Source organism: Phycicoccus ginsengisoli, assembly GCF_054779295.1.
Map to the genome: position 1 here is coordinate 278,573 of NZ_BAAGYN010000002.1, position 26,189 is coordinate 304,761.

The following is a 26,189-nucleotide window of genomic DNA, read 5'->3' on the forward strand; positions in this document are numbered from 1 at the left end:
CCCCTCCCAAGGAGCACCCCGTGAGCCAACCCGCCCCGACGGCATACACGCTGTCGTCCATCGCCCGCCCCAGCGGCGCCTTCGCCATGCTCGCCGTCGACCAGCGCGAGGCGATGCGGGGGATGTTCGCCGAGCACCAGGACGGACCCGTGGGCGACGACCAGCTGAGGCGCTTCAAGGTCGAGGCGACCCGCATCCTGACGCCGTACGCGTCGGCCGTCCTCGTCGACAAGCAGTTCGCCTTCGACGCCGTCGTCGAGGAGGGGGCCGTGGACCCCGGCTGCGGCCTCATCGCCGCCGCCGACGAGTTCATCGCAGGCAACGGCGAGTACGTCACCGACGTCGTCATCGACGAGGCCGTGGACCCTGCGGCGGTGCGTGAGCAGGGCGCGGTCGCCATGAAGCTGCTGGTGATCCATCGACCCGACACCGACCCGCAGGTGCGCGTCGACATGGTCCGCCGGTTCGTCGAGCGCTGCCGTTCCGCCGGTCTGGTGAGCATCATCGAGCCCGTCGCCAAGGCCCCTCGTGACGGCCGTGACTGGGACTGGGACCAGTGCGTCGTCGACGTGGCCCGCGAGCTCGGTGGCCTGGGCGCCGACCTCTACAAGGCGGAGGTGCCGCTCAAGGGGCAGGGCGACGAGGGGGAGACCCGCCGGCGCTGCGCCGAGATCACCGACGCCGTCGCGTCGCCGTGGGTGGTGCTGTCGTCCGGCGTCCCCGCCGAGTTCTTCCCGCGCGCGGTCCGGCTGGCGTGCGAGTCCGGCGCCTCCGGCTTCCTCGCGGGGCGTGCCGTGTGGGCATCGGTGATCGGCAGCGACGACGTCGAACGCGACCTGCGCGAGGTGTCCGTCCCACGGCTGCAGCAGCTCGGCGAGCTCGTCGACTCGCTGGTGACGCGATGACGCAGGCACACGCGGACCGACCCCGCGTCGTCATGATCCCCACGGCCCGGCCCACCTTCGCCGTCGACGTCGCCGCGCAGCGGGCCGCCGAGGCCCGCGCCCTGCTCGAGGAGCTGGGCGCCGAGGTCACCGGCCCCACGGACCTCGTGATGACCCCGGACGACCTGGACCGTGCCGCGACCCTGCCGCTGGCGGACGCCGACCTGGTCGTGAACGTGTGCGCGTCCTTCTCCGACGCGAGCCCGGCGCTGCGCCTGTACGCCGACCTGGACACCCCCGTCCTCCTGTGGTCGTTCCGCGAGCCGGGCCCGGTCGGGGACCGGCTGTGGCTCAACAGCCTGTGCGGCGCCAACCTCTTCGGCCACGCCCTCGTCGTCCACGCGGGCCGGACCCCGCGCCTCGTGTACGGCGACCCGGCCGAGCCGGGCGTGCGCGAGGCGCTGCGCGCGGCCCTGTCCGGCCGGCTGCCGTCCGTGCCGGACCTGCCGACGACCGTGGGGGAGCGCGCGGGCGACCCGGAGCCGGTGCGCGAGGCGCTCGACTCGCTCCGCGGCCGCACCCTCGGGCTCGTCGGCGACGCGCCGCCGGGCTTCACGCCGAGCCAGTACGACCCCGACCTCCTCGACAAGCTCTTCGGCATCGCGGTCGAGCAGGTCACCGTCGAGGACATGTTCGCGCGGGTCGCCGCCGTGCCGGAGCAGGACGGCGCCGAGGAGTATGCCGCGGCTCTCGCCGCCCAGCCGTCGCTCGCCCCCGTCGACCGGGCGCAGGCCGGGGTCGCCGCCTGTGTCACGAGCGCGATGCGGGGCTGGCGGGACGAGGCGGACCTGTCCGCGATGGCGATCCGCTGCTGGCCCGAGTTCCCCACCGAGCTCGGGGCGTGTCCCTGCTCGTCGCTGTCGAGGCTGGCCGACGCGGGCACTCCGACGGCCTGCGAGCGGGACGTGTACGGCGCGGTGACCATGTCCCTGCTGGAGGCCCTCGGGTCGGGGACCACCTACCTCGTCGACACCGTCGACCTCGACGCCGACGCCAACGTCGTGCGCCTGTGGCACTGCGGCGCGGCGGCGACGTCGCTGGCGGCCGACCCCTCGAACGCCACGCAGTCGGTCCACTGCAACCGCAAGCTCGGCGTGGCCGGCGACTTCCCGCTGCGGACCGGCCCGGTCGTGATGGCGCGGCTCACCGAGGACCCGGCAGGAGGCCTGCGCCTCCTCGTGGCGGCAGGGGAGTCGCTCCCCGAGCCCAACCGGTTCCAGGGCAACACGGCCGCCGTCCGGCTCGACACCCCCGCCGACGAGTTCGTGGGAGCCCTGGTGGGCCACGGCTTCCCGCACCACACGGTCCTGGCCTGGACGGACGTCCGGCCGGCCCTTCGCACCGCCGCCGACCTACTCGGCATCCCCGTCATCGAGTTCTCCGCCACCCCCACCAAGGAGCAGTCATGAGCAACACCGTCAAGGCAGAGCACCTCAACCGTCGCGCCGTCCTGCAGCTGCTCGGGCTGGGTGGCGTCGGCCTCGCGGCGGCGGCCTGCGCCGGGCCGGGCAGCACGTCTGGGTCGAGCTCGTCGGCGACCGCGCCCAAGGGCGGCGCGTCGGCGACCGGCGACATCTCGTTCGCGCACTGGCGCGCCGAGGACAAGCAGGTCTTCGACAAGCTGATCGCCTCCTTCCAGGCCGCGCACTCCGGAGTCACCGTGCGCCAGGACATCTCCCCGTCGAACGACTACCAGTCCTCCGCGCTGCAGCGCATCCGTGGCGGTTCCGTCGGTGACGTCTTCACGGCCTTCCGCGGAGCCCAGTTCGTCGACATGGCCAAGGCCGGGATCTACACCGATCTCTCGGGGCAGTCGTGGGCCAAGAACTTCAGCCCCGACCTGATCAAGGCCGGGACGTCCAACGGCACCCAGCTCGGCTTCCCCTACCAGGTCGTCTTCAACATGCCGGTGACCAACCAGGACCTCGTGTCCAAGGCGGACGGTGGCACCCCGCCCAAGGACTGGGACTCCTTCCTCGCGCTGTGCGACAAGCTGAAGTCCCAGGGCGTCACCCCCATCGCCTGGCCCGGCGGCGACCCCGGCAACGCGGGTCAGCTCTTCAACTCGATGGTCATGAACAACGCACCGAGCGACGACATGTGCGCCCGGATCGAGTCCGGCGAGCTCAAGTGCACGGACGAGTGGTTCCTCACCACGCTCAAGCAGTACGTCCAGCTGAAGCCCTACTTCCAGCCCAACAGCACTGGTACGGCGGTCGAGCCCTGCCAGCAGATCTTCGCCACGGGGAAGGCGGCCATGCTGGCCACCGGCTCGTACCACATCGCGGCGGTCCGGGCCCTCGGTGCCAAGTTCGCCATGGACCTGTTGTCACCCATCACGACGTCGGCGGACAAGGCCAAGTACGAGGGCATCTACAACGCGACCTTCATCCTCGGGGTGAACAGCAAGTCCAAGCACCAGGGCGCAGCGGTCGCGTGGCTGGAGTACCTCTCCACGCCCGAGGTCGCCGGGCAGTACGCCAACGGCACCAGCCAACACGTCACCGTCAACGGGGTCGAGTACACCAACCCCGACCTGAAGGCGCTCTCGCCGTGGCTGACGAAGAAGACCCTCCTCGCGCCGCGGTTCCAGTTCAACAACCTCGACATCCGGTCCGCCGTCGAGGGCGCCTGTGTCGCCGTCGTGGGCGGCAAGAAGCCGGAGCAGGCGGCTGCTGACGCCCAGCGCGTCGTGGACCAGCAGCGCAAGGGCTAGGAGCCGACATGACCGTCTCGCAGAGGACAAGGCCCTCGCCGCCGGACTCGGGACAGCGCCGCAGCCTCCCCGGGGTCCGGCGCTACGGCGGCCGCGTCGCGAAGGTCCACCCGGCCCTGTGGCTGTTCCCCCTCCCGGCCGTCGTGCTGTACGTCGTCTTCTTCGCCGGCCCCACGCTGCAGGCGTTCCAGTACTCCGTCACGGACTGGGACGGCATCAGCTCGCAGTTCAGCAACGTCGGCGGTGGCAACTTCAGCCGGATCGCCACCGGTGACGACCTGTTCCGCGGGGCCCTGAGCAACAACATCAAGTTCCTCCTCGTGGTCGTGATCGCCCAGACCGCCCTGTCGCTGCTCCTCGCCCTCCTGCTGCAACGGAACTCACGGTCGTCGACGGCGCTGCGGGCCCTGTTCTTCCTCCCGGCGATCCTGTCCTCGGTGTCCGTGGCCTTCGTCTGGAAGTTCATGTACGACCCGAACTTCGGGCTGATCAACCAGGTGCTCGGCGGGATCGGCCTCGACGGTGCCAAGAGTGCGTTCCTCGGGAACGCGTCGCAGGCCATCTACTGGGTGGCGCTGGCGCAGGTCTGGGCGCACGCCGGGCAGCTCATGGTGATCTTCGTCGCCGGGCTGCAGCAGATCCCCGAGGAGCTGTACGAGTCCGCAGCGCTCGACGGTGCCGGCGCCTGGAGCCGGTTCCGGTACGTGACCTGGCCGCTCATCGCGCCCGCGACGGCCATCGTGGTCGCGTACACGACCATCCAGTCGTTCAAGGCGTTCGACCTCATCCTCGGCCTGGGCGGCAACCCGCCCAAGGGGTCCCTGGACATCCTGTCCACGCGGATCTACACGACCTTCACCAACTCCAAGTTCGGTTACGCCGCAGCGGAGTCCGTGGTGTTCATGGTCATCATCGCCCTGGTCAGCTTCCTCCAGCGGCGGGCCGTCCGGCTCACCCAGCACGGGGTGTGAGAGGAGCACGTCATGGCTGGAACCCTCGGCCGTCGAGTCGTCCTCGGCGTCTACTCGCTGCTCATCATCGTCCCGCTGTTCGTGGTGCTCAGCGGCTCGTTCAAGTCGACCAAGCAGCTCTTCGACTCGCCGTTCGCGCCGCCGTCCTCGCTGGCGCCGTCGAACTACAAGGCGGTCCTCACCGACGCCAGCATGGCCACGGCCTTCGTCAACAGCACGGTGGTGACGCTCTCCGCCGTCGTCATCACGCTCGCCGTCGGCAGCCTCGCGGCCTACGGGCTGGCCAGGATCCCGGGCTGGCGCGGCTGGCTCGTCTACGGCTTCCTGGTGCTCGGGATGGCCGTGCCGGCGCAGTCGAACATGATCCCGCAGTACGTCCTCTTCCAGCGCCTCGGGCTGCTCGACAGCCGGGTCGGCCTCATCCTCATCGAGGTCGTGGCCACCCTCCCGGTCGCCGTGTTCATCATGACCGGGTTCATGCGGACGCTGCCCCGGGAGCTGTTCGAGGCGGGCTCGATCGACGGCGCGGGGCCGTGGCGGACCTACCGGTCCATCGCCCTGCCGGTCTCGCTGCCCTCGCTCGCGGCCACGGCGATCTTCCTGTTCGTCATCCAGTGGAACGACCTGCTGTACCCGCTGCTGTTCATCCACGACCCGGCGAAGACGACCCTGCCCCTGGCCCTGCTGAACTTCCAGGGCGAGTTCCTGACCAACTACCCCCTGCTGTTCACCGGCGTCATCGTCGCGTCGGCTCCACTCGTCGTCGCCTACGTCTTCCTCCAGCGCTACTTCGTGGCCGGGATCACCGCCGGCTCCGTGAAGGGATAGCAACCGTGACCCACCCACTCCTGCTGCGACGGGTCGGCGAGGTGCGCCGCGACGACACGTCGGTGGTGCTGTCGGTCGACGCCCTGCCCGGTGTGCAGCTCGGGGTCATGCCCGGCTGGCTGACCGGGGAACCGCCGGCGGCCCAGGGCGTCGAGACGACGATGCCCAACCTGCCGGAGCTGGACCTCCCGCCGACCGACGTCACCCCCTACGAGCTGCGCGTGTCGGCGCCTGCGCCGAACGTGCTGCGCCTGACCCTGGCCCCGGCCGGCGCGGCGGTCCTGACCGACGACGGCACGTGGCTCGGCATCGTCAAGGACCCGGCGCCGGCGCCGGTCGCCCTGGATGTGGAGGAGACCGACGACGCGGTGGTCGTCACCGCCGCCGGCGCCCGGCTCCGGGTTGGACGGGCGCCGTTCACCCTGGCGCTGGAGGAACCGCACAGCGGCCGGACCCTCCTGCGGTCCGCGCACCGCCTGCGCCAGGTGGCCGGCCTGATGATGGCGCCGACCGCCCTGGCCGACGAGGGCGGCTTGTCGGTGAACCTCGAGCTCGCGCCCGACGAGGACGTCCTCGGCTTCGGCGAGCAGTTCGGCCGGCTCGTCAAGAACGGCCAGCGGCTCGTCCTGCGCAGCGAGGACGCGTGCGGCACCGGCACGGGCATGGCCTACAAGCCGGTCCCCGTGTGGCACTCCACCGCCGGCTACACGGGGTTCGTCAACACCGGTGCCGTGGTCACCGCAGACGTCGGGCACCAGCGCCCCTCGGTCCTCGGCCTGACCGTCGCGGACGACGCCCTCGACCTGTACCTCGTGGCGGGTGACGGACCCAAGGAGCGGCTCGCCGCCTACACCGCCCTCACCGGCCTGCCGCCGGTGCCGCCGCTGTGGGCCTTCGGCTACTGGATGGGGCGCTGCCGCTACCACTCCCGCGAGGAGATGCTCGAGGTCGCCGACACGATGCGCGGGCAGCACGTCCCGCTCGACGTCCTGCACCTCGATCCCGACTGGCTCGTCGTCGACCGGCTCAACTGCGACTTCATCTGGAACGAGAGCCGGTTTGGCAACCGTCGCGAGTTCGTGGAAGCGTTGCGGGAGCGCGGGGTCCGCCTCTCCGTGTGGGAGCTGCCGTACCTCGACCCGGCCAGCCCGCGCTTCGAGGAGGCCAAGGACAAGGGCTACCTCGTCCGTCACCCCGACGGCACCCTCGCCGGGATCCGCAAGACCCCGACGCCCGACGGGCGCATGCGGGCCCTGGTCGACTTCACCAACCCCGACGCGGTCGCCTGGTGGCAGGGCATGCACGAGGCGTTCCTCGACGACGGGGTCGCCGTCTTCAAGACGGACTTCGGCGAGGCACTGCCCGACGACGTGGCACTGTTCGACGGCACCCCTGCGGCTCACGCCCACAACACGTACCCGTTGCGCTACAACGGCGCCGTCAGCGACGCGATCGCGCGCTACACGGGACGGGCGCCGCTCGTCTGGGGACGCAGCGGGTGGGCCGGCTCCCAGCGCTACCCGGGGCAGTGGGGCGGCGACGCCGAGTCCACCGTGGCGGGCATGCAGGCGACGGTGCGGGGCGGTCTGTCGTATGCCGTGAGCGCGCCAGGGTTCTGGAGCCACGACATCGGCGGCTTCTTCGGCCCCGAGCTGACCCCCGGCCTCTACGTGCGGTGGACCCAGCTGGGTGCCCTGTCCCCGCTGATGCGGGCGCACGGGCTCCGGCCGCGCGAGCCGTGGGCCTTCGGTGACGAGGCGCTGCAAGCCTCTCGTCGCTGGGTGCGGCTGCGGTACGAGCTGCTGCCGACCCTGTGGCAGGTCGCGCACGAGTCCGCGCGGCACGGGTGGCCGGTCATGCGGCCGCTCGGGCTGGAGTTCCCCGACGACCCGGTGGCCCAGTCCGTCGACGACGCCTTCCTGCTCGGGTCCGACCTGCTCGTCGTGCCGGTCTTCGACGACGGCACCGCCCCGGTGCGCCGCCGGTTCTACGTGCCCGAAGGGGAGTGGTACGACCTCGTCGAGGGCACGGCCTACCGGGGGCCGGGCTTCCACGAGGCCGTGGTCCCGCTCGAGGCCATGCCGGTGCTCGTGCGCAGCGGCGCCGTGCTGGCACGGGTCGAGGTGGACGAGGCGGTGCGCAACACCGACGACCTCGTCGGCCGGCCCTGGACCCTGCACGCGTACGGACCTGCGAAGGAGGCCGCGCTGGACCTCGTCGGTTTCGACGGCACCACCACGCGGGTCGAGCTCGCGGGTGACGCTGCCGCGGCCACGGGCACGCAGCCCGTCGCCGAACAGGTCGTTCGACGTGGGTGACCGGCCGGCCGACGAGCTCGTGGACCGGGTCACGGACGCCGCCGCCGCGGGGGAGGTCCGCACCGACCCCGCGGCCGGGCCCGGTGGGGACGACGCCGCCCAGCGCCGGGACGACCTGCGGGAGCGGCTGGACGCCCTGGCGGACGTCGCCGCGCGCGCCGGTGTCGACGTGCTGGTCCTGCGCGAGCCGGCCACGCTGGCCTGGCTCCTCGAGGCGCGGGTCCACGTGCCGCTCACCCTCGACACGGCCTGCCTCGACGCGGTCGTCGACGTCTCGGGTGACGTGCCGCGCCTCACCGTGGTCACGAACGCCATCGAGGCCCCACGACTGCAGGAGACCGAGCTGGCGAACCTCCCCGTCGAGTGGGCCGTCGTGCCGTGGTGGGAGTCGCGCGAGGGCCGGCTGCCGCGGGGTGCCGGCACCGGCAGCGACCGGCCGGCGGACGGCACGGTCGACGTGGGGGAGGCCGTCCGGGCGCTGCGCCTGACCCTCTCCTCGCGACAGCAGCGCCTGCTCGCCGAGGTCGGCAGGGATGCCGCAGCGGCTGCGACCCGCGCCGCCCTCGCGCTGCGGCCCGGCATGGGGGAGTACACCGCAGCCGGCGTCCTCGCAGCCGAGCTCATGGCCGACGCGATGGACCCGATCGTCCTCATGGTCGGGGGTGGCGACCGGGGCGCGCGACACCGGCACCCCTTGCCCACCGCACGGGAGCTCGGACCGCTCGCCATGCTGGTCTGCTGCGCCCGGCGCTCCGGGGTGGTCGCCAGTGTCACCCGGATCGTGTCGTTCGACCGGCTTCCACGGACCCTCGAGGACGCGTACGGCCGGCTCCTCGACGTCGAGCAGGCCTTCCTCGACGCGAGCCTGCCCGGCGCCCGGGTGGGCGACATCGTCGAGGCGGGCACCACGGCGTACGGGCGCAACGGGTTCGACCCGCTGGAGTGGCACCGCCACCACCAGGGCGGCCTCTCCGGGTTCGTGCCGCGGGAGTTCCCCGCGCACCAAGGGTCCGACCAGGTGCTCGGCGAGGGGATGGTCGTCGCCTGGAACCCCAGTGCCGAGGGGGTCAAGGTCGAGGACACCGCGATCGTCACCGGGCGCGGGCCCGAGCCGCTCGTCCACGACCCGAAGTGGCCGACGCTGCAGGTCGGCGGCCGGTCGCGGCCCGACATCCTGCGCCAATGACCGCTGACCGCTGACCGCTGACCGCTGTCGGCGGACAGCACGACCGACGTTCCGCGCCGAAAGTCCCATCGCACCAAGGAGATCCCCGTGACAGACCTTGCCCAGTCCCTCGTCGACGGCCGGTGGGAGGCCCACGACCAGCAGGCGCAGGTGACCAACCCGGCCGACGGCAGCGTCGTCGGGCAGGTCAGCTGGGGCAGCGCCGCCGACGCCGTCCGGGCCGCCGACGCCGCCGCAGCAGCCCTGCAGGACTGGGCCGAGCGACCTGCTCGCAGCCGCGCGGACGTCCTGCGCGACTCCGCCGACCTCATGGCCTCCCGCGTCGACGGCATCGGCCGCCTGCTCGCGCTCGAGGCGGGCAAGCGGCTGCCCGAGGCCGTGGGCGAGGTGGCCTTCTCCGCCGAGTACTTCCGCTGGTTCGCCGAGGAGGCCCGCCGGCCCGAGGGCGCGGTGATCCCGCACGAGGCTCGTGACCGCCGGCACCTGACCCTGCGCCAGCCCGTGGGGGTCGTCGCCTCGCTCACCCCGTGGAACTTCCCGTGCTCCATCCAGGCCCGCAAGCTCGCGCCCGCCCTCGCGGCCGGCTGCACCGTCGTCGCCCGCGTCTCGGAGAAGGCGCCGCTGGCCGTGACCGAGCTGGTCCGGTGCCTGGTCGACGCCGGCGTCCCTGCCGGGGTGGTCAACCTCGTGCACGGACCGGCACGGGAGATCACGCAGGCGCTGCTCGACCACGACGCCGTGCGCGCCGTCAGCTTCACCGGCTCGACGCCGGTCGGCCGCGAGATCATGGCCTCCGCCGCCCGCCGGGTCGTGCGCCCGCTGCTCGAGCTCGGCGGCGACGCCGCCTTCATCGTCTTCGAGGACGCGGACCTCGACGCGGCCGTGGAGGGGGCGATGCTGGCCAAGTTCAGGAACACCGGACAGTCCTGCATCGCCGCGAACCGGTTCATCGTGCACGAGAGCGTCTACGACGAGTTCACCGGCCGGCTCACCGAGGCGATCGACGCGATGACGGTCGGGGACGGCCTGGCCGACCCGCTGCCCGACCTCGGGCCGGTCATCGACCAGAGCCGGGTCGACGCGGTGCAGGGCATGGTCGACGCGGCCCTGGCGTCGGGAGCCACGCGGCTGACCCGCGAGTTCGAGCTCCCCGCGCAGGGCACCTTCGTCGCGCCCGCGCTGCTCGCCGACGTCCCCGACGACGCCGACCTGTCGTGCAGCGAGGTCTTCGGGCCCGCCGCCGGGGTCTTCCGGTTCCGCGACGACCAGGAGGCGGTCGCGCGCGCGAACGCCACCGAGATGGGCCTTGCCGGCTACCTGTGGTCACGGGACGTGGGTCGTGTTTGGCGCACGGCCGAGCGGCTCCAGTCAGGCATCATCGGTGCGAACAACGCCCTGCCCTCGGTCTGCTTCGCGCCCATGGGGGGTGTCAAGCAGTCCGGGCTGGGCCGCGAGGGTGCCTCCGCCGGGCTGGAGGAGTTCCAGGACGTCCGCTACGTCTCGCTCGGCCTCTGAGCCCCGCCGGTGGGCACCGAGCTGCTCTTCCTGCCGATGGGCGTGGCCCTCGGTGCGGTGACCCAGCGGGTCACCGGGGTGGGCTTCGCCCTCGTGGCGGCCCCGCTGCTGGTGCTCGTCGCGGGTCCGTTCGACGGCGTCATCCTGGCGAACCTGCTCAGCCTGGTCGTGTGCGTGGTGGTGCTGGCCCGCACCTGGCGCGACGTCGACTGGGGCCGAGGGATCCTGCTCGTGGTCCCGGCGCTGCTCGCCATCCCCCTCGGGGCGTATGTCGCCCGTACCGTGCCGGGCCCCGTGCTGCTGCTGGTGATCGGCTCGATCGTGCTGGTGGCCCTCGCCCTGGTGCAGCTCAGCGCGCGGGCTCGCATCCTGCACGGCACGACGGGGGCCGTCGTCGCCGGCGCCTCGAGCGGGTTCATGAACGTCACCGCCGGTGTGGGCGGACCCGCCATCGTCCTGTATGCCGTGAGCACGCGATGGGAGCACCGCCGCTTCGTCGCCACGTTCCAGTTCTACTCGGCGCTGGTGAACACGGCGTCGTTGCTCTCCAAGGGGCGCCCCCACCTGGGCGCCTTCGCCATCGTCCTGTCCTTCGTCGCGCTGGCGGCCGGTCTGGCGGCGGGCGAGCTCCTCTCCCGCCGGGTGTCCGCTGAGCAGGCGCGCCGCCTCGTGGTGCTGCTGGCCATGGCGGGCGCCCTGGCCACGGTCGTCAAGGGCCTGCTGGCGCTGTGAGCGTCCTGGCCCAGGAGACGCGACCCGGACGAACCGACTGGTGGCTCAGGCGCCGACGGTGCGTGCCAGCGCCTCGAGCAGGATCTCGACCTCGGCCTCGCCGACGACGAGCGGCGGCGCGAGTCGCACGGTCGACCCGTGGGTGTCCTTGACCAGGACGCCGAGCTCGAGCAGCCGCTGCGACGCCTCGCGGCCGGTCATGAGCCGGGGGTCGATGTCGACACCCGCCCACAGACCCCGTGAGCGGACGGCCTCGACGCCGTGGCCGAGCAGCCCCCGCAACCCCGCGTCGAGGAGCAGGCCGAGCCGGCGGGCGCGTTCCTGGAACTCACCGGTCGCCAGCAGGCCCACCACGGCCTGGCCCACCGCTGCGGCCAGCGGGTTGCCGCCGAAGGTCGAGCCGTGGCTGCCCGGTGTGAACAGCCCCAGGACGTCACGGTCCGCGACCACCGCGGACACCGGGACGATGCCACCGCCGAGGGCCTTGCCCAGGACGTAGACGTCGGGCACGACGCCCTCCACGTCGCAGGCGAACGTGGTGCCGGTGCGGCCGAGCCCGGACTGGATCTCGTCCGCCACCATCAGGACGCCCCGCCGCGACGTCACCTCACGCACGGCGCGCAGCCACCCGTCGGGCGGGAGGATGACCCCACCCTCGCCCTGGATCGGCTCGAGCAGGACGGCCACGGTCTCGTCGGTGATCGCGGCCTCGAGGGCCTCGACGTCACCGAAGGGGACGAGGTCGAACCCCGGTGTGTAGGGCCCGTAGTGCTCCCGCGCGAGCTGGTCGTCGGAGAAGCTGACGATCGTCGTCGTGCGGCCGTGGAAGTTGCCGTGCATGGCGACCACCCGGGCCCGGCCGCCCGGCACGCCCTTGACCTCGTACCCCCAGCGCCGGGCGACCTTGATCGCCGTCTCGACGGCCTCGGCGCCGGTGTTCATCGGCAGCACGAGGTCCTTGCCGGCCAACGTGGCGAGGTCGCGGCAGAAGGGGCCCAGCCGGTCGCTGTGGAAGGCCCGGCTGCTGAGCGTCAGCCGTTCGAGCTGCGCCCGCGCCGCCGCGACGAGGGTCGGGTGGAGGTGGCCGAAGTTGAGGGCCGAGTACCCGGCCAACGCGTCGAGGTAGCGGCGCCCCTCGACGTCGGTCACCCAGGCACCTTCGGCGTGGGCGATGACGACGGGCAGGGGGTTGTAGTTCCTCGCCACCCACTGCTCAGCGAGGGAGATGTGCTCGCGCGTCGTCGAACCGTGGGGCAGCTGCTCCACGCACCCGGGACCGCTGCGTGCGCCCGTGTCGCTCACCCCTCGATCGTCCCACCGCCGACCCGGTCGGGGGAGCCCCCGTGACCAAGATCGCCCCCGGACCCACGGACGGGCCGGGCACGCCGGTGGGAGACTCGAGGTGGCGGGTCCTCCCCCCGGGACCACCCACGGTGGGTGGTCGGCCACGTCGGTGACCCGGCCAGGGGAGAGGGCCATGAGCACCACCAGCACCACGCGGACCCGGGTCGTCGTCCTGGGCGCGGCCGGACGCGACTTCCACGACTTCAACGTCGTCTTCCGCGACGACCCGACCCACGAGGTCGTCGCCTTCACGGCCACGCAGATCCCGGACATCGAGGGACGCCGCTACCCGCCGGAGCTCGCGGGACCCCTGTACCCCCAGGGCATCCCGATCCTCGCCGAGTCGGAGCTGCCGGTCCTGCTCGGCAGCGGCGGGGTGGACGCGGTGGTGTTCGCCTACTCCGACGTCCGGCACGAGCGGGTCATGCACCTGGCGTCCGCGTGCATCGCCGCGGGGGCGGACTTCAGGCTCCACGGCGCGCGCCGCACGATGCTGCGCAGTGCGCGGCCGGTCGTCGCGGTCACCGCCGTCCGGACGGGGGTCGGCAAGAGCCAGACGACGCGCTACCTCGCCCGGATGTTGCGCGACAGGGGGCTTCGCGTCGTCGCCGTCCGCCACCCGATGCCCTACGGGGACCTCGCGGCGCAGGCGTGCCAGCGCTTCGCCTCGTATGCCGACCTGGACAGCCACCACTGCACGATCGAGGAGCGCGAGGAGTACGAGCCGCACCTCGACGCCGGCGGTGTCGTGTACGCCGGCGTCGACTACGAGCAGATCCTGCGCCGGGCGGAGCAGGAGGCCGACGTCATCCTCTGGGACGGTGGCAACAACGACCTGCCCTTCTACGTCCCGGACCTGCACCTGGTCCTCGCCGACCCGCTCCGCGCCGGTGACGAGGCGGCATACCACCCCGGGGAGGCCAACGTCCGCATGGCCGACGTGGTCGTGATCGCCAAGTGCGACTCCGCGGAGGTGGCCCAGGTCGAGGCGGTGGAGCACTCGGTGCGCGAGCTCAACCCCCACGCCACGATCCTGCGGGCGGAGAGCCCGGTGACCGTGGACGACGCGGAGGCCGTCCGGGGCCGGCGGGTGCTCGTCGTGGAGGACGGCCCGACCCTGACCCACGGCTCCATGACGTTCGGAGCGGGTGTGGTGGGCGCCCGGGCCGCCGGCGTCGCCGAGGTGGTGGCGCCGGGACCGTATGCCGTCGGGTCCCTCGCTGCGACCTACGCCCGGTACCCCAACGCCGCTGGTGTCCTGCCCGCGATGGGGTACGGGACGGAGCAGGTCCGCGACCTCGAGGCGACGATCCGGGCAGCCGTGGACGCCGGCGCGTGCGACGCGGTGGTGAGCGGCACCCCCATCGACCTCACCCGGGTGCTGTCCGTGCCGGTGCCGCTCGTGCGGGCCCGGTACGAGCTGCGCGAGGTCGACCCCGGTGGCCTGGCCGCCGCGCTGCGCGACGCCCTGCCCGCGTTCGCGTCCGCGGGCGGGTAGCCCCACCGGGTGCCTACCATGACGCATGGCCAAGGACACGGGCTCGGGGGGAGCGCTGCGCACGGAGGTCTACGAGGCCGAGCTGTTCCGGCTCCAGGCCGAGCTGGTCAAGGTCCAGGAGTGGGTGAAGGCCGAGGGGCAGCGCATCGTGGTGGTGTTCGAGGGGCGTGACGCGGCCGGCAAGGGCGGCACCATCAAGCGCATCACCGAGTACCTCAGCCCGCGCAACGCCCGCATCGTCGCGCTGCCCACGCCCACCGAGCGCGAGCGGACGCAGTGGTACTTCCAGCGCTACGTCGAGCACCTGCCGGCTGCCGGGGAGATCACGCTCTTCGACCGGTCCTGGTACAACCGCGCCGGGGTGGAGCGGGTCATGGGGTTCTGCACCCCGCACGAGCACCGCCGGTTCCTGCACCAGTGCCCGATCTTCGAGCGGCTGCTGGTCGAGGACGGCATCCTCCTGCGCAAGTACTGGTTCTCGGTGAGCGACTCCGAGCAGCAGCGGCGGTTCAGGTCACGCCTGAGCGACCCGATGCGGCAGTGGAAGCTCTCGCCCATGGACCTCGAGTCGATCACCCGCTGGGAGGACTACTCGCGGGCCAAGGACGAGATGATGGTCCACACCGACATCCCCGAGGCTCCGTGGTACGTCGTGGAGTCCGACTCCAAGAAGCGCGCGCGGCTCAACATGATGGCGCACCTCCTGTCGACCATCCCGTATGCCGAGGTGCCGGCCCCGTCGCTGACGTTGCCGGAGCGCCCCGCACCCAAGGGCTACGAGCGGCCGCCACGGGAGCAGACGACGTACGTCTCCGACCACTGCGCCACCCTGCGCTGAGCGCGCAAGCTCCGCGACGAGCCGACCGGCGCGCCGCGGCGCGGACTCACCAGGCGACCTCCTTGCACCCGGTGTGCGTGTCGGGCTCGACCTGGAGGGTGGCGTGCTCGACACCGAAACGGGTGCGCATCAGGGCGCTGGCCTCGTCGAGGACGGCGTGCGGGTCCGCGGTGCCGTCGGTCATGAGGTGGGCGGTCGCGACGTTCATGCCCGAGGTCAGGGTCCACAGGTGCAGGTCGTGGACGTCGGTGACGCCGGGCACGCCGGCCAGCGCCTCTGCGACGGCGTCGGGGCGCATGTCGGAGGGTGCGTGCTGGCCCAGCACCGGCAGCACCTCGCGCCCGAGCATCACGGCGCGGACGGCGACGAAGACCGCGATGGCGAGGGCGATCCCGGTGTCCCACCAGGGGTTCCCCGTCGTGCGGACCAGGGTTCCGGCGACGACGACACCGACCGAGCCGACGGTGTCCGCGACGACCTCGAGGTAGGCGCCCTTGACGTTGAGCGACTCGCCCGCCCCTCCGCGCAGGAGGAGCAGGGCCGCGACGTTGACCACGAGCCCGAGGGTGCCGACGAGCAGCATGGCGCCGGAGGCGATCTGCGGGGCCGAGCCGATGCGGCCGACGGCCTCGACGGCGATGTACACCGAGACCCCGAGCATGAGCAGCACGGCCAGGCCGGAGGCGAAGACCTCGGCACGGTAGGACCCGAAGGTGCGTCGGCCCGTGGTGTCCGGGCGCGTGGCGATGCGGGTGGCGACGAGGGCCGCGCCGAGGGCCACGACGTCGGCGGCCATGTGCCCGGCGTCGGAGAGCAGGGCGAGGGAGCCGGACGTGAGGGCGGTGACCAGCTCGACGACGAAGAAGGCGGCGATGAGGGCGAACGCGAGCTGCAGGCGCCAGCGGTGCGTCCCGCCGGCGTGCCCCACGCCGGGGCCGTGCGAGTGCCCGCTCACCGGCGTGCCTCGTCGGCAGGTCCCGACCGCGAGCCCGACCGCGGGCCCGACCGCGAGCCCGGCCGCGGGCCCGACCGCGGGCCCGGCCGCGAGCCCGGCCGTGCCCGCGCCGTCGACGTCGGTGCCTGCTCGTGGTCCACGTGCTCGCGGGTCAGGTCCAGCAGCATGCGGACGTGGGCGGGTGGACGCAGCGGTCGGCGCACGCCTCGAGCGCCACCACCTTCTCATCTGAACGCATGCTCAGATGATCCTGTCCCGGGTCCGCCACTGTCCAACCCGGGGTGGCAGGTGCCGGGTCAGGCGGCGGTGGCGTGAGGACGAGGCAACCGTCCACTCCCGCAACCCGTTCCCGGTCGGCGGCGTGGTCGAGGACCCGGCGACGGGAGCCGCGGCAGCGGCCCTCGGCGGCTACTTCCTCGCGCTCGGCCTCGTCCTCGAGCCCCGGATCGTCCGCGTCGTCCAGGTCGTCCAGGGCGGCGACATGGGTCGCAGGCGGGCGACCCGGGCGAGCTCACCCCCGTCAGGCCCGGCGGCGGACGTAGCGGTGCTCCGGCCGCCCGGTGCTGCCGTACGCCAGGTCGAGGTCGAGGAACCGCTTCCTGACCAGGGTCGCGAGGTACCGCTGGGCGGTGGGCCGGCTGGCCCCGAGGATCGCCGCCACCTCGCTCGCGCCGATGGGCTCGGCCGCGGAGACGACGATGTCGAGCACCTTGGCCATGGTCGGCTGCAGCGACTGGGTCGCCGCAGGCCGCCGGGGTGCCGTCGAGCGCATGCGGTAGAGGGCGTCGATGGTCTCCTGGTCCGCCTCCGGCGTGCCGCCCACGTGCTGGGCCCACGACCGGTACGCCTCGAGCTGCTCACGCAGGGCCGCGAAGGTGAACGGCTTGACCAGGTAGTAGAAGGCCCCGAGCTGCATCGCCGTCCGCACCGACTCGATGTCCCGCGCCGCCGTCACGAGCAGGAAGTCCGGGACCGGCGCACCCGTCGCGGCCAGCCGGCGCACGAGGTCGAGCCCGTCGAAGTCGGGCAGGTACATGTCCAGCAGCAACAGGTCGGGCCTCGTGGACGCGACGAGGCTCTCGGCCTCGCTGCCGCTGTGCGCCTGTCCGACGACCTCGAACCCGGGCACCTTGGCCAGGCTGAGCGCGTGCGCCCGGGCCACGTGGTAGTCGTCGTCGACGACGAGCACGCGGATCACGACGCGACCTCGGGCACGCGGAGGGGGAGCACCACGTCGAACCGCGCACCCGCGGGTGAGCTGGCGACGATCGTCCCGCCGGCACGCGTGACGAGCCGGTGGACCAGGGCCAGGCCCACCCCGCGCCGCATGGCGCCGCGGGGCTCCTTGGTGGTGAAGCCGTCGACGAAGACCTCGTGGAGCTGGTGCTCCGGTATGCCGGGCCCCGTGTCCTCCACGACGAGGTGGAGCCGCCCCTGCTGACCGCCCACGCCCTCGGTGGTGAGGGTGACGGTGACGGTCCCGGCAGGAGTCGCGTGACCGGAGGCGGGGTCCCCGGCGATCGCGTCGACAGCGTTGTCGATGAGGTTGCCCAGCACCGACACGACCGGCAGGTCGCCCACCTCGTCAGCGCGCAGGAGGCTCTGCGGGGCGAGCCGCACCACGACGTCGCGCTCGGCCGCGACGGTCGCCTTGGCGAGCATGAGCGCGGCCACCACCGGTGAGCCGATGCGGGTGCGCACCTCCTCGCTGGCATACGTCGTCTCCGCCTGGAGGCGGCTGCTGTAGCGGGTGGCCTCCTCGATCTCGCCGAGCTCCAGCAGCACGGCCAGGACGTGCAGACGGTTGGAGAACTCGTGCTCCTGGGCCCGCAGCGCCGTCGACAGCCCCTCCATCGAGTCGAGCTGTCGCATCAGGGCCTCCAGCTCGGTGCGGTCGCGGATGGTCACGACCGAGCCGGCGTCCCGCCCGGCGACGGTGACCGGTCGCCGGTTGAGCACCAGCAGGTGTTCGTCGGTGACGGCCACCAGGTCCGAGCCGGACGCCTCGCCGGTGACGACCCGCCGCAGCCGACCCTCCGGCAGCACCTCCTCGACGCGCTGCCCGAGCCGGGCCCCCTGCAGCCCCAGCAACCGCCGCGCCTCGTCGTTGAGGACGTTGATGGCCCCCGCCGCGTCGATCCCGAGGACCCCCTCGCGGATGCCGTGCAGCATCGCCTCGCGCTCCTGGACCAAGCCGACGATCTCCGCGGGCTCGAGCCCGAACGTCACGCGCTTGATCGCCCGCGCGAGCAGGAGCGAGGCCGCGACGCCGAGGGCCAGGGCGACGGCGCAGTACAGGGCGATGTCGGCGAGCTCTGTGTGCAGCCGGCTGCTCACCTGGGACTCGAGGATGCCGACGGACACCTCACCCACGACGGTGCCGTCCGCGGCCACCACCGGTGCCTTCGCGTTCGCCGAGCGGCCGAGGCTGCCGTCGTTCATGCCGGTGTGCACCCGGCCGTCGAGCGCCGCCACGGGCTCCTCCACCCGCTGCCCGACGAGGGCCGGGTTGGGGTGGGAGTGGCGGATGCCGGACCGGTCGATCACCACGACGTAGGACGCGCCCGTGCTCGACCGGACCCGCTCGCCCAGGGCGGCGAGCCGCCTGCCCGGGTCACCGTCGGACAGGGCGCGGGCGACCTCCGGCGAGCGCCCCACGGCGACCGCGATCCCGGCTGCCCGCTCGCGCGCCTGGGTGTCCGCCAGGCTGCTCGCGAGCCGGGAGAAGAGGGCGAAGCCCACGGCCAGGGTCACGACCACGATGCCGAGCACGGCGGCGAGGATGCGCGCCGCCAGCGTCCGGCCCAGTCGCGGCATACGTCTCCTCGTGCTCACGCGGGCGCCCTCGGTGGCGCCGGGGCGCCCTCGTCGGCGCCGGAACCAGCATGACTGAGCAGATTGCACAAAACCATCGCTATCGCGGCTATCGGTCGCAACGCGCACAAGCCTTCCGCCTGCTCGCGGTCACTTCCTACGGTGACGCAACTCAACGAGGAGAAGGGATCCGTGCCCATGGCGGCCATCGAGCTGCGGAACGTCACCAAGAAGTTCGCGACGTCGGACGGGGGGACGTACACCGCCCTGCAGGACCTGTCCCTGACGGTCGAGGACGGTCAGTTCTGCGCCGTCGTCGGCCCGACCGGCTGCGGCAAGTCCACCACCCTGACCCTGGTCTCGGGACTCGAGCGACCGTCCCGTGGCGAGGCCGTCGTCCACGACGAGGTGGTCCGCGGCATCGGCGTCGGGACCGGCTTCGTCTTCCAGCAGGACGCGGTGTTTCCCTGGCGCACGGTGCTGGACAACGTCAGCGCCGGGCCGGTCTACCGGGGCGAGTCCCGGTCGGAGGCGCTGCGCCAGTCCCGCGACTGGCTGCGCCGGGTGGGCCTCAGCGGGTTCGAGGACCGCTACCCCCACCAGCTGTCCGGCGGGATGCGCAAGCGCGTCGCCCTCGCCCAGACCCTCATCAACCAGCCGCGGATCCTGCTGATGGACGAGCCGTTCTCGGCCCTGGACGTGCAGACCCGCGCCATCATGTCCACCGAGCTGCTCCAGCTCTGGGACCAGACCCGGCCTGCCGTCGTCTTCGTCACGCACGACCTGGAGGAGGCGATCGCCCTCGCCGACAAGGTCGTGGTCCTCACCGCGGGGCCGGGCACCGTCAAGGCGGAGTTCGAGATCGACCTGCCGCGGCCGCGGGTGGTGCAGGAGATCCGGTTCGACCCCCGGTTCGTGCGTCTCTACGGGCAGATCTGGGAGGCCCTGCGGGCCGAGGTCGAAGAGGCGTACGCCCGCACGACGCGGGTTGCGGAGGTGGCGTCGTGATCGACACCGCCCACGAGGACGCCGGCAGCACCTTGGCCCAGGCCGCCCAGGCGGACTTGGCCCGGCCCACGACACCCGAGGCCCTGCGCACCGGCTCGTCGCCGCGACGAGCCGCCCGGCGTCGACGCCTGGTGCTCGCCGGGGCACGCCTCGCGATCGTCGTCGTCGCGCTCGGCACCTGGCAGCTGCTCGTCGGCGCCAAGGTCGTCGACCCCTTCTTCTGGGGAGAGCCGTCCGGCGTCTTGGCGGACCTGCGCGACTGGGTGACGGTCGGGACCAGCCAGGGGTCGCTCGGCGAGCAAGTCGTCACCACGCTGGAGGAGGCGGTCCTGGGCTTCGTCATCGGCTCGATCCTCGGCATCGTCCTCGGGATCGCCCTGGGTCGCGTGCAGCTGCTGTCGGAGCTGTTCGCGCCGTTCCTCAAGGCAGCCAACTCGATCCCGCGCATCATCCTCGGGTCGATCTTCACGGTCGCCTTCGGCTTCGGGGTGCAGTCCAAGGTGATCCTGGCCGTCGTCCTGGTGTTCTTCGGCGTCTTCTTCAACGCCTTCCAGGGCGCTCGCGAGGTCGACCGCAACCTCATCGCCAACGCCAGGCTCCTCGGTGCGACCCGGTGGCAGGTGGCGAAGGACGTGGTCCTGCCGTCCGCCTTCACCTGGATCCTCGCCAGCCTGCACATCAGCTTCGGCTTCGCCCTGATCGGCGCGCTCGTGGGAGAGATCCTCGGCGCCAACAAGGGTCTCGGCCTGCTGATCCGGTCCTCGCAGAACAACTTCGACATGAACGGCGTGCTCGCCGGCATGGTCCTGGTGGCGGTCATCGCGCTGGGAGCCGAGGGGCTCATCACCGTCCTCGAGCGCCGGCTGCTGCGCTGGCGCCCGCCGCAGAGCCACGGGGGAGCGGCCATCGAGTGACCACCCCGCCGGGAGGACCGGCACACCGCACCGCTCGACCCGAACCCACCAGGAACCACCGCAACTCAAAGGAGAGTGCATTGAACACCAAGCGCCTTGCGGCCGTCGCCGCCATGGCCCTCGCCAGCGCCTCGATGGCAGCCTGCGCCAACAACGCCGCGGGTGCCGGCGGGTCCGCCGGCTCGGCCGGCGCCACGAGGAACGCCTCCGCCCCCACCGTGACGATCATGGTCGGCGGCATGAGCAAGCAGATCTACCTGCCGTTCATGCTCGCCAAGCAGCTCGGCTACTACGACAAGGCCGGCGTCAACGTGAACCTCGTCGACGAGCCGGCGGGCGGAGACGCCACCGAGAACATGCTCGCCGGCCAGGTGCAGGGCGTGGGTGGCTTCTATGACCACAACATCGCCCTCCAGGCGCAGGGCAAGTCCTCCGAGGCCGTCGTCTCGATGCTCCAGATCCCCGGCGAGGTCGAGCTGTGTCGCAGCGACCTCAAGGGCAAGGTGAAGAGCCCTGCCGACTTCAAGGGTCGCCAGCTCGGCATCACCGACACCGGGTCGTCGACGGACTTCCTGACCCAGTACCTCAGCAAGAAGAACGGTGTCGACCCGAGCCAGGAGACCCGCCGTGGCGTGGGCGCCGGCCAGACCTTCATCGCGGCCATGAAGCAGAAGGCGATCGACTGCGGGATGACCACCGAGCCGACCGTCTCGCAGGCGGTCGGTGACGGCACGGCGTTCATCCTGCTCGACATGCGCACCGCCGAGGGCTCCAAGGCGGCGCTGGGCGGGACCTACCCGGCCACGTCGCTGTACATGCCGACGAGCTGGGTGGACGCCCACAAGGACACCGTCCAGAAGCTCGTCAACGCCTACGTCTCCACCCTCACCTGGATCCAGGGTCACTCGGGCGCCGAGATCGCGGACCAGATGCCGGCCGACTACTACAAGGGCGTCGGCAAGGCGGCCTACGTCAAGGCGCTCGACAGCGAGAAGGGCATCTTCAACCCCACCGGCCTGATGCCCGCCGACGGGCCGCCCACCTGCCTGGCCGTGCTGGGTGAGTTCAACCCCAAGGTGAAGGGCAAGAGCATCGACCTGTCCAAGACGTTCACGAACGACTTCGTCCAGGCCGCGAAGCCGGTCGCCTGAGGAACGCGCGGCACGGCCCGCGGTGCGGACACCGCGGGCCGTGCCGCCTGCGTGCGCCCGTCAGAACAGCGCGGGGACGTTCCGCACGGCGGTGTAGGTCGCAACCACGACGAGCAGCACCGCGAAGGCCCGGGTCAGGTGCCGCGGCGCCACCCGGGCGGCGACGCGCCCGCCGACGAGGCTGCCGGCGACCGCGGCAGCCGTGAACGCGGCGATGACGCCCCAGTCGAGGGAGGTGCCGCTCGTCACCCGAGCGCCGAGGGCGGTCGCGCTGTTGACGGCGATCACGAGCAAGGAGGTGCCCACCGCGACGGGCATCGGGAAGGACAGCGCGAGCACGAGCGCGGGGACGAGGGCGAACCCGCCACCCACGCCGAAGAAGCCGGTGAGCAGCCCCACCGCGGTGGCCGTCACGACGACCTTCGCCACCCGGGGACAGGCGCAGGCGAGCGGCCGCAGCGTGAGCATCGGTTCTGCCCGGGAGGTGTGCGGGCTGTCGTCGGCGCCACCGGTGCCCAGCGAGCGGCGCAGCATGAGCACCGCGACCAGGAGCATGAGCGCGGCGAAGGCGGAGAGCAGGACGGCCGGTCGCACGTGGGCCGCCAGGGCCGAGCCCGCCACCGATCCGGCGGTGCCGAGGGCCCCGAAGACCAGGCCCTGGCCGAAGCGGACGTTGCCACGGCGCGCGTGGGGCACGAGTGCGATGAGCGAGGTGATCCCCACGATGAGCAGGGAGCTGGTCGTCGCCTGGCGTGGGTCCTGGCCCAGCAGGTAGACGAGCGCGGGCACCGTGAGGATGGAGCCACCGCCGCCGAGCGCGCCGAGCGACAGCCCGATGAGCAGGCCGACGGGCAGGACGAGTGGTGACACGGTGGTGGGTCTCCTTGGGGAAGGTGCCGGGGGCAGGGCGAGGTGCCCTGCCCCCGGCGTCGGCGCCCGCGGTGCCGGTGGGGGATCCGGCGCGGGCGCCACCGGGCGTCGCAGGAGGGGGGTGTGCGAGCGCCCGGGGTCCGGGACCGCCGACCGGCTCGGCGCGGCGAGGGTCGGCCTGGGTCAGGGAGTGGGCCGGGTCAGCGACCGAACAGGCGGGACATGAACCCGCCGCCGGACGCGGCCGCCTTCTCGGCGTCGCTGTGACCGGTGCAGCGGTCGGCTCGGGGGACGCCGGCCATCACCTGGTCGACGTGCTGGCCGCAACCGGCCCAGGTGGTCTTGCCGCAGACCTTGCAGTTCACGGGACGGCACATGGTGGTTCTCCTTCGGAGGGGGTGGGTGGAGGGGTGTGCTGGGTAGGGGTGTGGGGGTAGGAGTGTTGGGCAGGGGTGCTGGCGAGGGGTTCTCCGGGGGAGGGGGATCAGGCGGCCGGGGCCACGGGAAGGCCCGCGGCTGCGGCATTGTCGCCGAAGCTGTCGTCCACGGCCACGACCGCGACCTTCCGGGCGGCGAGGACGGAGGCGGCGATCGAGGCGCGGTACCCGCCGGCGCAGTGCACCCAGACCTCGCCGGCAGGGACCTCGTCGAGGCGCTGCAGCAGCTGGTGCAGGGGGATGTTCACGGCGCCGTCGATGTGGCCCTCGGCGAACTCCTTCGCCCGGCGCACGTCGAGGACGGCGACGTTGCGGTGGTGCCGCACCTGGGCGAGGTCGGCGAAGACGGCCCGCGGGAAGCCGCCCAGCTCGTCGTCGGTCCAGTCCTCGGGGGTGCCGGTCGCGGCCCCCTCGAGCCGGTCGATGCCGATGCGGACCAGCTCGCGCTGGGCCTCGGCGACCTGCTCCGGCGTCTCGCCGAGGAGGGTCAGGGGCGTGCCCCACGGGATGAGCCAGCCGAGGTAGGTGGCGAACTGGCCGTCCAGCCCGAAGTTGAGCGTGCCCGTCACGTGCCCGGCCGCGAAGGCCGTCCGGGTGCGCAGGTCGACGACCCACTCGCCGGCCGAGATCCGCGAGGCGAGGGTGTCCTTGTCCGCGGCCTCGGGAGGGGTGAGGTCGGGCGCACCCGGGCCGGAGCTGTTGGCCGGACCCATGTGGGCGTAGTAGGCGGGGTACGCGTCGAGGCCGGCGAGCGTGTCCGCGACCCACTGCTCCTCCGCCTGGGTGAGGGCCGGGTTGTGCCGCTTCTCGGCGCCGATGGTCGAGGCGGTCGTGTCCCCGGTCGAGCCCGCCGAGCAGAACGACCCGAAGCCGTGGGTGGGCAGCACGTGGGCGTGCTCGGGGAGCTCGTCGGCGAGTCGGTGGGCCGAGGCGAACTGGTGGTGCACGAGCGCGTCGGTGTGGTCGTGGCCGAGCAGGTCGGGACGACCGGTGGCGCCGAAGAGCAGCGAGCCACCGGTGAAGACGCCCACGGCCTCGAAGTCCGCACCGGGCGCGGGGGCGGACTCCAGCGCGTACGAGAGGTGGGTGTAGGTGTGTCCCGGGGTGGCGATGGCGCGCACGCGCAGCACCGGGGAGACCTCCACGAGGTCGCCGTCGCTGATCGGGGTGCGCTCGTAGGCGACCTGATCGGCGGCGTTGACGTGGTACGCCGCGCCGGTCGCCGCCGCGAGGGCGAGGCCGCCCGTCACGTAGTCGTTGTGGATGTGGGTCTCGAAGACGTGGGTGATGGTCACGCCGGCGTCCGCGGCGACGGCCAGGACCCGGTCGAGGTCGCGCTGGGGGTCCACGACGACGGCGACGGAGCCGTCGTGGGCGAGGTAGGAGCGGTCCCCGAGGGTCGGGGTGTCGATGGGCACGATGACCGGGGTGCTCACGGTCGTCTCGGCGGTCATGGGTTTCCTTCGCGGGAGGGTGGGTGCTGGGTGCTGGGAGCTGGGAGCTGGGAGCTGGGAGCTGGGTGGGTGCTCAGGCGACCTGGGGCCGCGCGCCCGTGACCACGGGACGGCCCGACCTCGCCCAGGCGGAGGTGCCCCCCGCCACTGACCAGGCGTCGAAGCCCGCGCGGCGCAGGTAGTCGGTCATGGCTGCGCTGCGGTTGCCGCTCGCGCAGATCACGTAGAGCGGCCTGACCCGGTCCAGCGTGGAGGCGCGGGACGGAAGCTGCCCCATGGGCACGAGGACGGCGCCGGGGACGTGGCCGCCGACGTACTCGCCCGGCTCGCGGACGTCGATGACGGGGGCGCCGTCCGCATGGGCGGCGGCGAAGGCCTCGAGGGTGACCTCGGACATCGGGGGGCTCCTTCTGACTTGGGAAGGATACCGGGCGGGGTATCCGACTGGGCCTAACCGTAGTACCCTCGGGGGTATTCCAGTCAAGTCGAGCAACCGCCTCCGGTGGCGGCCCGTCCCCCGCACGGGGCCGACGGATCCGCACCGGGAAGAAAGGGTTCGGGCCTGCGGTTGCATACCCCAGCCGGTATTTCCGGATGTCAGTACACAGGAGAGAAGAGCATGAGCACCCAGACCCTCACCGGTGGCAACTTCGAGTCCACCATCACGGAGAACGGCATCGTGCTGGTCGACTTCTGGGCCGCCTGGTGCGGCCCGTGCCGCCAGTTCGCCCCGGTCTTCGAGAAGGCCTCGCAGGAGAACCCGGACATCGTCTTCGGGAAGGTCGACACCGAGGCCGAGCAGGCCCTCGCAGCCGCGGCCAGCATCACGTCGATCCCGACCCTGATGGCCTTCCGCGACGGCATCCTGGTGTTCGCCCAGCCCGGCGCGCTGCCGGCCTCCGCGCTCGACCAGGTGATCCAGGGCGTGCGGGACCTCGACATGGACGACGTCCGCGCGCAGGTCGCCGCACGGCAGAGCGCCTGACCACCCCGCCGACGACGACAAGGAGCCCGTCATGAGCTACGCCCTGAGCGCGACCGTCGCGCAGTCCTTCGCCACGACCCTCGAGGCCACCCGCGCCGCCCTGGCCGACCAGGGTTTCGGCGTGCTGACCGAGATCGACCTCGCGGCCACCCTCAAGGCCAAGATCGACGTCGACATCACACCGCAGGTCATCCTCGGGGCGTGCCGCCCGCCGCTCGCCCACGCGGCGATCACGGCGGAACCCTCGATCGGGCTGCTCCTGCCGTGCAACGTCGTGGTGCGTGCGGTCGACGACACCACCACGCTCGTCGAGGCGATGGACCCCGAGATCATGGTCGGGCTCACCCACAACGCCGAGCTGGCGGGTGTCGCCGACGACGCCCGCCAGCGGCTCACGGCCGCCCTGGCCTCCCTCACCGACTGACCCACCCCAGGAGAACCCCATGGTCACGCTCAACAGCGACGACATGACGCCCGTCATCAACCGGCTGCGCCGCGCGCAGGGCCAGATCGGTGGCGTCATCCGCCTCATCGAGGAGGGCCGCGACTGCAAGGACGTCGTCACCCAGCTCGCCGCGGTCAACCGCGCGCTGGACCGTGCCGGCTTCGCCATCGTCTCCTCGGGCATGCGCGAGTGCCTGACGTCGCCCGACGGCATCAACGCCGAGGACCAGGCGACGATGGAGAAGCTCTTCCTCACCCTGGCCTGAC

At 72.5% G+C, this 26,189-nt stretch carries 25 protein-coding genes and 1 pseudogene; 18 read left to right on the forward strand and 8 right to left on the reverse strand.

Translation table 11 applies throughout. From position 1 onward, the window contains the following. The first annotated feature begins 20 nt into the window (after positions 1-20). From ACYVDO_RS03940 to ACYVDO_RS03980, 9 genes are all read left to right on the forward strand, one after another. Positions 21-905, forward strand: coding sequence for an aldolase (locus ACYVDO_RS03940; protein WP_460932938.1), 885 nt, complete (start codon positions 21-23; stop codon positions 903-905). Beyond that, a complete protein-coding gene (locus tag ACYVDO_RS03945; RefSeq protein ID WP_460932940.1) occupies positions 902-2,353 on the forward strand; it encodes a hypothetical protein in 1,452 nt (483 codons plus the stop codon). The genes ACYVDO_RS03940 and ACYVDO_RS03945 overlap by 4 nt, the downstream gene beginning before the upstream one ends. Then, positions 2,350-3,660 carry an ABC transporter substrate-binding protein gene (locus ACYVDO_RS03950; protein ID WP_460932942.1) on the forward strand — a complete coding sequence of 437 codons (1,311 nt, stop codon included), beginning with the start codon at positions 2,350-2,352 and terminating at the stop codon, positions 3,658-3,660. The genes ACYVDO_RS03945 and ACYVDO_RS03950 overlap by 4 nt, the downstream gene beginning before the upstream one ends. Positions 3,661-3,668: 8 nt before the next feature. Then, positions 3,669-4,631 carry a carbohydrate ABC transporter permease gene (locus ACYVDO_RS03955; protein WP_460932944.1) on the forward strand — a complete coding sequence of 321 codons (963 nt, stop codon included), beginning with the start codon at positions 3,669-3,671 and terminating at the stop codon, positions 4,629-4,631. A gap of 12 nt (positions 4,632-4,643) precedes the next feature. Further along, a complete protein-coding gene (locus tag ACYVDO_RS03960) occupies positions 4,644-5,459 on the forward strand; it encodes a carbohydrate ABC transporter permease (protein WP_460932946.1) in 816 nt (271 codons plus the stop codon). Between the two features lie 5 nt (positions 5,460-5,464). Continuing rightward, positions 5,465-7,777, forward strand: coding sequence for a TIM-barrel domain-containing protein (locus ACYVDO_RS03965; protein WP_460932948.1), 2,313 nt, complete (start codon positions 5,465-5,467; stop codon positions 7,775-7,777). Beyond that, the gene (locus tag ACYVDO_RS03970) at positions 7,770-8,963 is read left to right on the forward strand and encodes a M24 family metallopeptidase (protein WP_460932950.1); all 1,194 of its coding nucleotides are present in this window, start codon (positions 7,770-7,772) and stop codon (positions 8,961-8,963) included. The genes ACYVDO_RS03965 and ACYVDO_RS03970 overlap by 8 nt, the downstream gene beginning before the upstream one ends. A gap of 87 nt (positions 8,964-9,050) precedes the next feature. Then, a complete protein-coding gene (locus tag ACYVDO_RS03975; protein ID WP_460932952.1) occupies positions 9,051-10,478 on the forward strand; it encodes an NAD-dependent succinate-semialdehyde dehydrogenase in 1,428 nt (475 codons plus the stop codon). A gap of 9 nt (positions 10,479-10,487) precedes the next feature. Then, complete coding sequence (locus ACYVDO_RS03980) at positions 10,488-11,210, forward strand: TSUP family transporter (RefSeq protein ID WP_460932954.1); 723 nt, start codon at positions 10,488-10,490, stop codon at positions 11,208-11,210. 45 nt (positions 11,211-11,255) lie between these two features. Here ACYVDO_RS03980 and rocD read toward each other — a convergent pair whose 3' ends face one another. Next, the gene (gene rocD, locus ACYVDO_RS03985) at positions 11,256-12,512 is read right to left on the reverse strand and encodes an ornithine--oxo-acid transaminase (protein ID WP_460932956.1); all 1,257 of its coding nucleotides are present in this window, start codon (positions 12,510-12,512) and stop codon (positions 11,256-11,258) included. 175 nt (positions 12,513-12,687) lie between these two features. On the opposite strand from rocD, the gene ACYVDO_RS03990 reads away from it, so the two are divergent. Then, positions 12,688-14,052 (forward strand): cyclic 2,3-diphosphoglycerate synthase, encoded by a 1,365-nt coding sequence (locus ACYVDO_RS03990; RefSeq protein WP_460932958.1) that lies wholly within the window; start codon positions 12,688-12,690, stop codon positions 14,050-14,052. Positions 14,053-14,077: 25 nt separating this feature from the next. After that, positions 14,078-14,890 (forward strand): polyphosphate kinase 2, encoded by an 813-nt coding sequence (gene ppk2, locus ACYVDO_RS03995; RefSeq protein ID WP_460932960.1) that lies wholly within the window; start codon positions 14,078-14,080, stop codon positions 14,888-14,890. Between the two features lie 46 nt (positions 14,891-14,936). Here ppk2 and ACYVDO_RS04000 read toward each other — a convergent pair whose 3' ends face one another. Further along, positions 14,937-15,845 (reverse strand): cation diffusion facilitator family transporter, encoded by a 909-nt coding sequence (locus ACYVDO_RS04000; RefSeq protein WP_460932962.1) that lies wholly within the window; start codon positions 15,843-15,845, stop codon positions 14,937-14,939. A gap of 244 nt (positions 15,846-16,089) precedes the next feature. Here ACYVDO_RS04000 and ACYVDO_RS04005 point away from each other — a divergent pair. After that, a pseudogene (locus tag ACYVDO_RS04005) lies at positions 16,090-16,326 on the forward strand (PhzF family phenazine biosynthesis protein); the annotation flags it as partial. 39 nt (positions 16,327-16,365) lie between these two features. Here ACYVDO_RS04005 and ACYVDO_RS04010 read toward each other — a convergent pair. Beyond that, on the reverse strand, positions 16,366-17,043 hold the full coding sequence (locus ACYVDO_RS04010) for a response regulator (protein WP_460932964.1): 678 nt from the start codon (positions 17,041-17,043) through the stop codon (positions 16,366-16,368). Beyond that, complete coding sequence (locus tag ACYVDO_RS04015) at positions 17,040-18,680, reverse strand: ATP-binding protein (RefSeq protein WP_460932966.1); 1,641 nt, start codon at positions 18,678-18,680, stop codon at positions 17,040-17,042. Before ACYVDO_RS04015 ends, ACYVDO_RS04010 begins: the two co-directional genes overlap by 4 nt. Positions 18,681-18,821: 141 nt before the next feature. Between ACYVDO_RS04015 and ACYVDO_RS04020 the strand changes: the two genes are divergently transcribed. The 3 genes from ACYVDO_RS04020 (at position 18,822) to ACYVDO_RS04030 (ending at position 21,732) form a co-directional block, all read left to right on the forward strand. Continuing rightward, the gene (locus ACYVDO_RS04020) at positions 18,822-19,667 is read left to right on the forward strand and encodes an ABC transporter ATP-binding protein (protein WP_460932968.1); all 846 of its coding nucleotides are present in this window, start codon (positions 18,822-18,824) and stop codon (positions 19,665-19,667) included. After that, positions 19,664-20,581, forward strand: a complete 918-nt coding sequence (locus ACYVDO_RS04025; RefSeq protein WP_460932970.1) for an ABC transporter permease — start codon at positions 19,664-19,666, stop codon at positions 20,579-20,581. The genes ACYVDO_RS04020 and ACYVDO_RS04025 overlap by 4 nt, the downstream gene beginning before the upstream one ends. Before the next feature lie 80 nt (positions 20,582-20,661). Further along, complete coding sequence (locus tag ACYVDO_RS04030) at positions 20,662-21,732, forward strand: ABC transporter substrate-binding protein (protein ID WP_460932972.1); 1,071 nt, start codon at positions 20,662-20,664, stop codon at positions 21,730-21,732. A gap of 60 nt (positions 21,733-21,792) precedes the next feature. On the opposite strand, the gene ACYVDO_RS04035 is transcribed toward ACYVDO_RS04030, so the two are convergent. The 4 genes from ACYVDO_RS04035 to ACYVDO_RS04050 all read right to left on the reverse strand — a co-directional run bounded on the left by ACYVDO_RS04035 (position 21,793) and on the right by ACYVDO_RS04050 (position 24,890). Beyond that, positions 21,793-22,602, reverse strand: coding sequence for a sulfite exporter TauE/SafE family protein (locus ACYVDO_RS04035; RefSeq protein ID WP_460932974.1), 810 nt, complete (start codon positions 22,600-22,602; stop codon positions 21,793-21,795). Between the two features lie 200 nt (positions 22,603-22,802). Then, positions 22,803-22,979 (reverse strand): hypothetical protein, encoded by a 177-nt coding sequence (locus ACYVDO_RS04040; protein ID WP_460932976.1) that lies wholly within the window; start codon positions 22,977-22,979, stop codon positions 22,803-22,805. 107 nt (positions 22,980-23,086) lie between these two features. Then, on the reverse strand, positions 23,087-24,493 hold the full coding sequence (locus ACYVDO_RS04045; protein WP_460932978.1) for a rhodanese-like domain-containing protein: 1,407 nt from the start codon (positions 24,491-24,493) through the stop codon (positions 23,087-23,089). Positions 24,494-24,566: 73 nt separating this feature from the next. Further along, the gene (locus ACYVDO_RS04050) at positions 24,567-24,890 is read right to left on the reverse strand and encodes a rhodanese-like domain-containing protein (RefSeq protein WP_460932980.1); all 324 of its coding nucleotides are present in this window, start codon (positions 24,888-24,890) and stop codon (positions 24,567-24,569) included. Between the two features lie 222 nt (positions 24,891-25,112). Here ACYVDO_RS04050 and trxA point away from each other — a divergent pair, with 222 nt between their 5' ends. Genes trxA through ACYVDO_RS04065 form a run of 3 tightly spaced genes read left to right on the forward strand, consistent with a single transcriptional unit; the run spans position 25,113 to position 26,188 of the window. Next, on the forward strand, positions 25,113-25,478 hold the full coding sequence (gene trxA / locus ACYVDO_RS04055) for a thioredoxin (RefSeq protein ID WP_460932982.1): 366 nt from the start codon (positions 25,113-25,115) through the stop codon (positions 25,476-25,478). A gap of 31 nt (positions 25,479-25,509) precedes the next feature. Continuing rightward, positions 25,510-25,902 carry a DUF302 domain-containing protein gene (locus ACYVDO_RS04060; protein WP_460932984.1) on the forward strand — a complete coding sequence of 131 codons (393 nt, stop codon included), beginning with the start codon at positions 25,510-25,512 and terminating at the stop codon, positions 25,900-25,902. 19 nt (positions 25,903-25,921) lie between these two features. After that, positions 25,922-26,188 (forward strand): metal-sensitive transcriptional regulator, encoded by a 267-nt coding sequence (locus ACYVDO_RS04065; RefSeq protein ID WP_310156491.1) that lies wholly within the window; start codon positions 25,922-25,924, stop codon positions 26,186-26,188. Position 26,189: the final 1 nt, after the last annotated feature.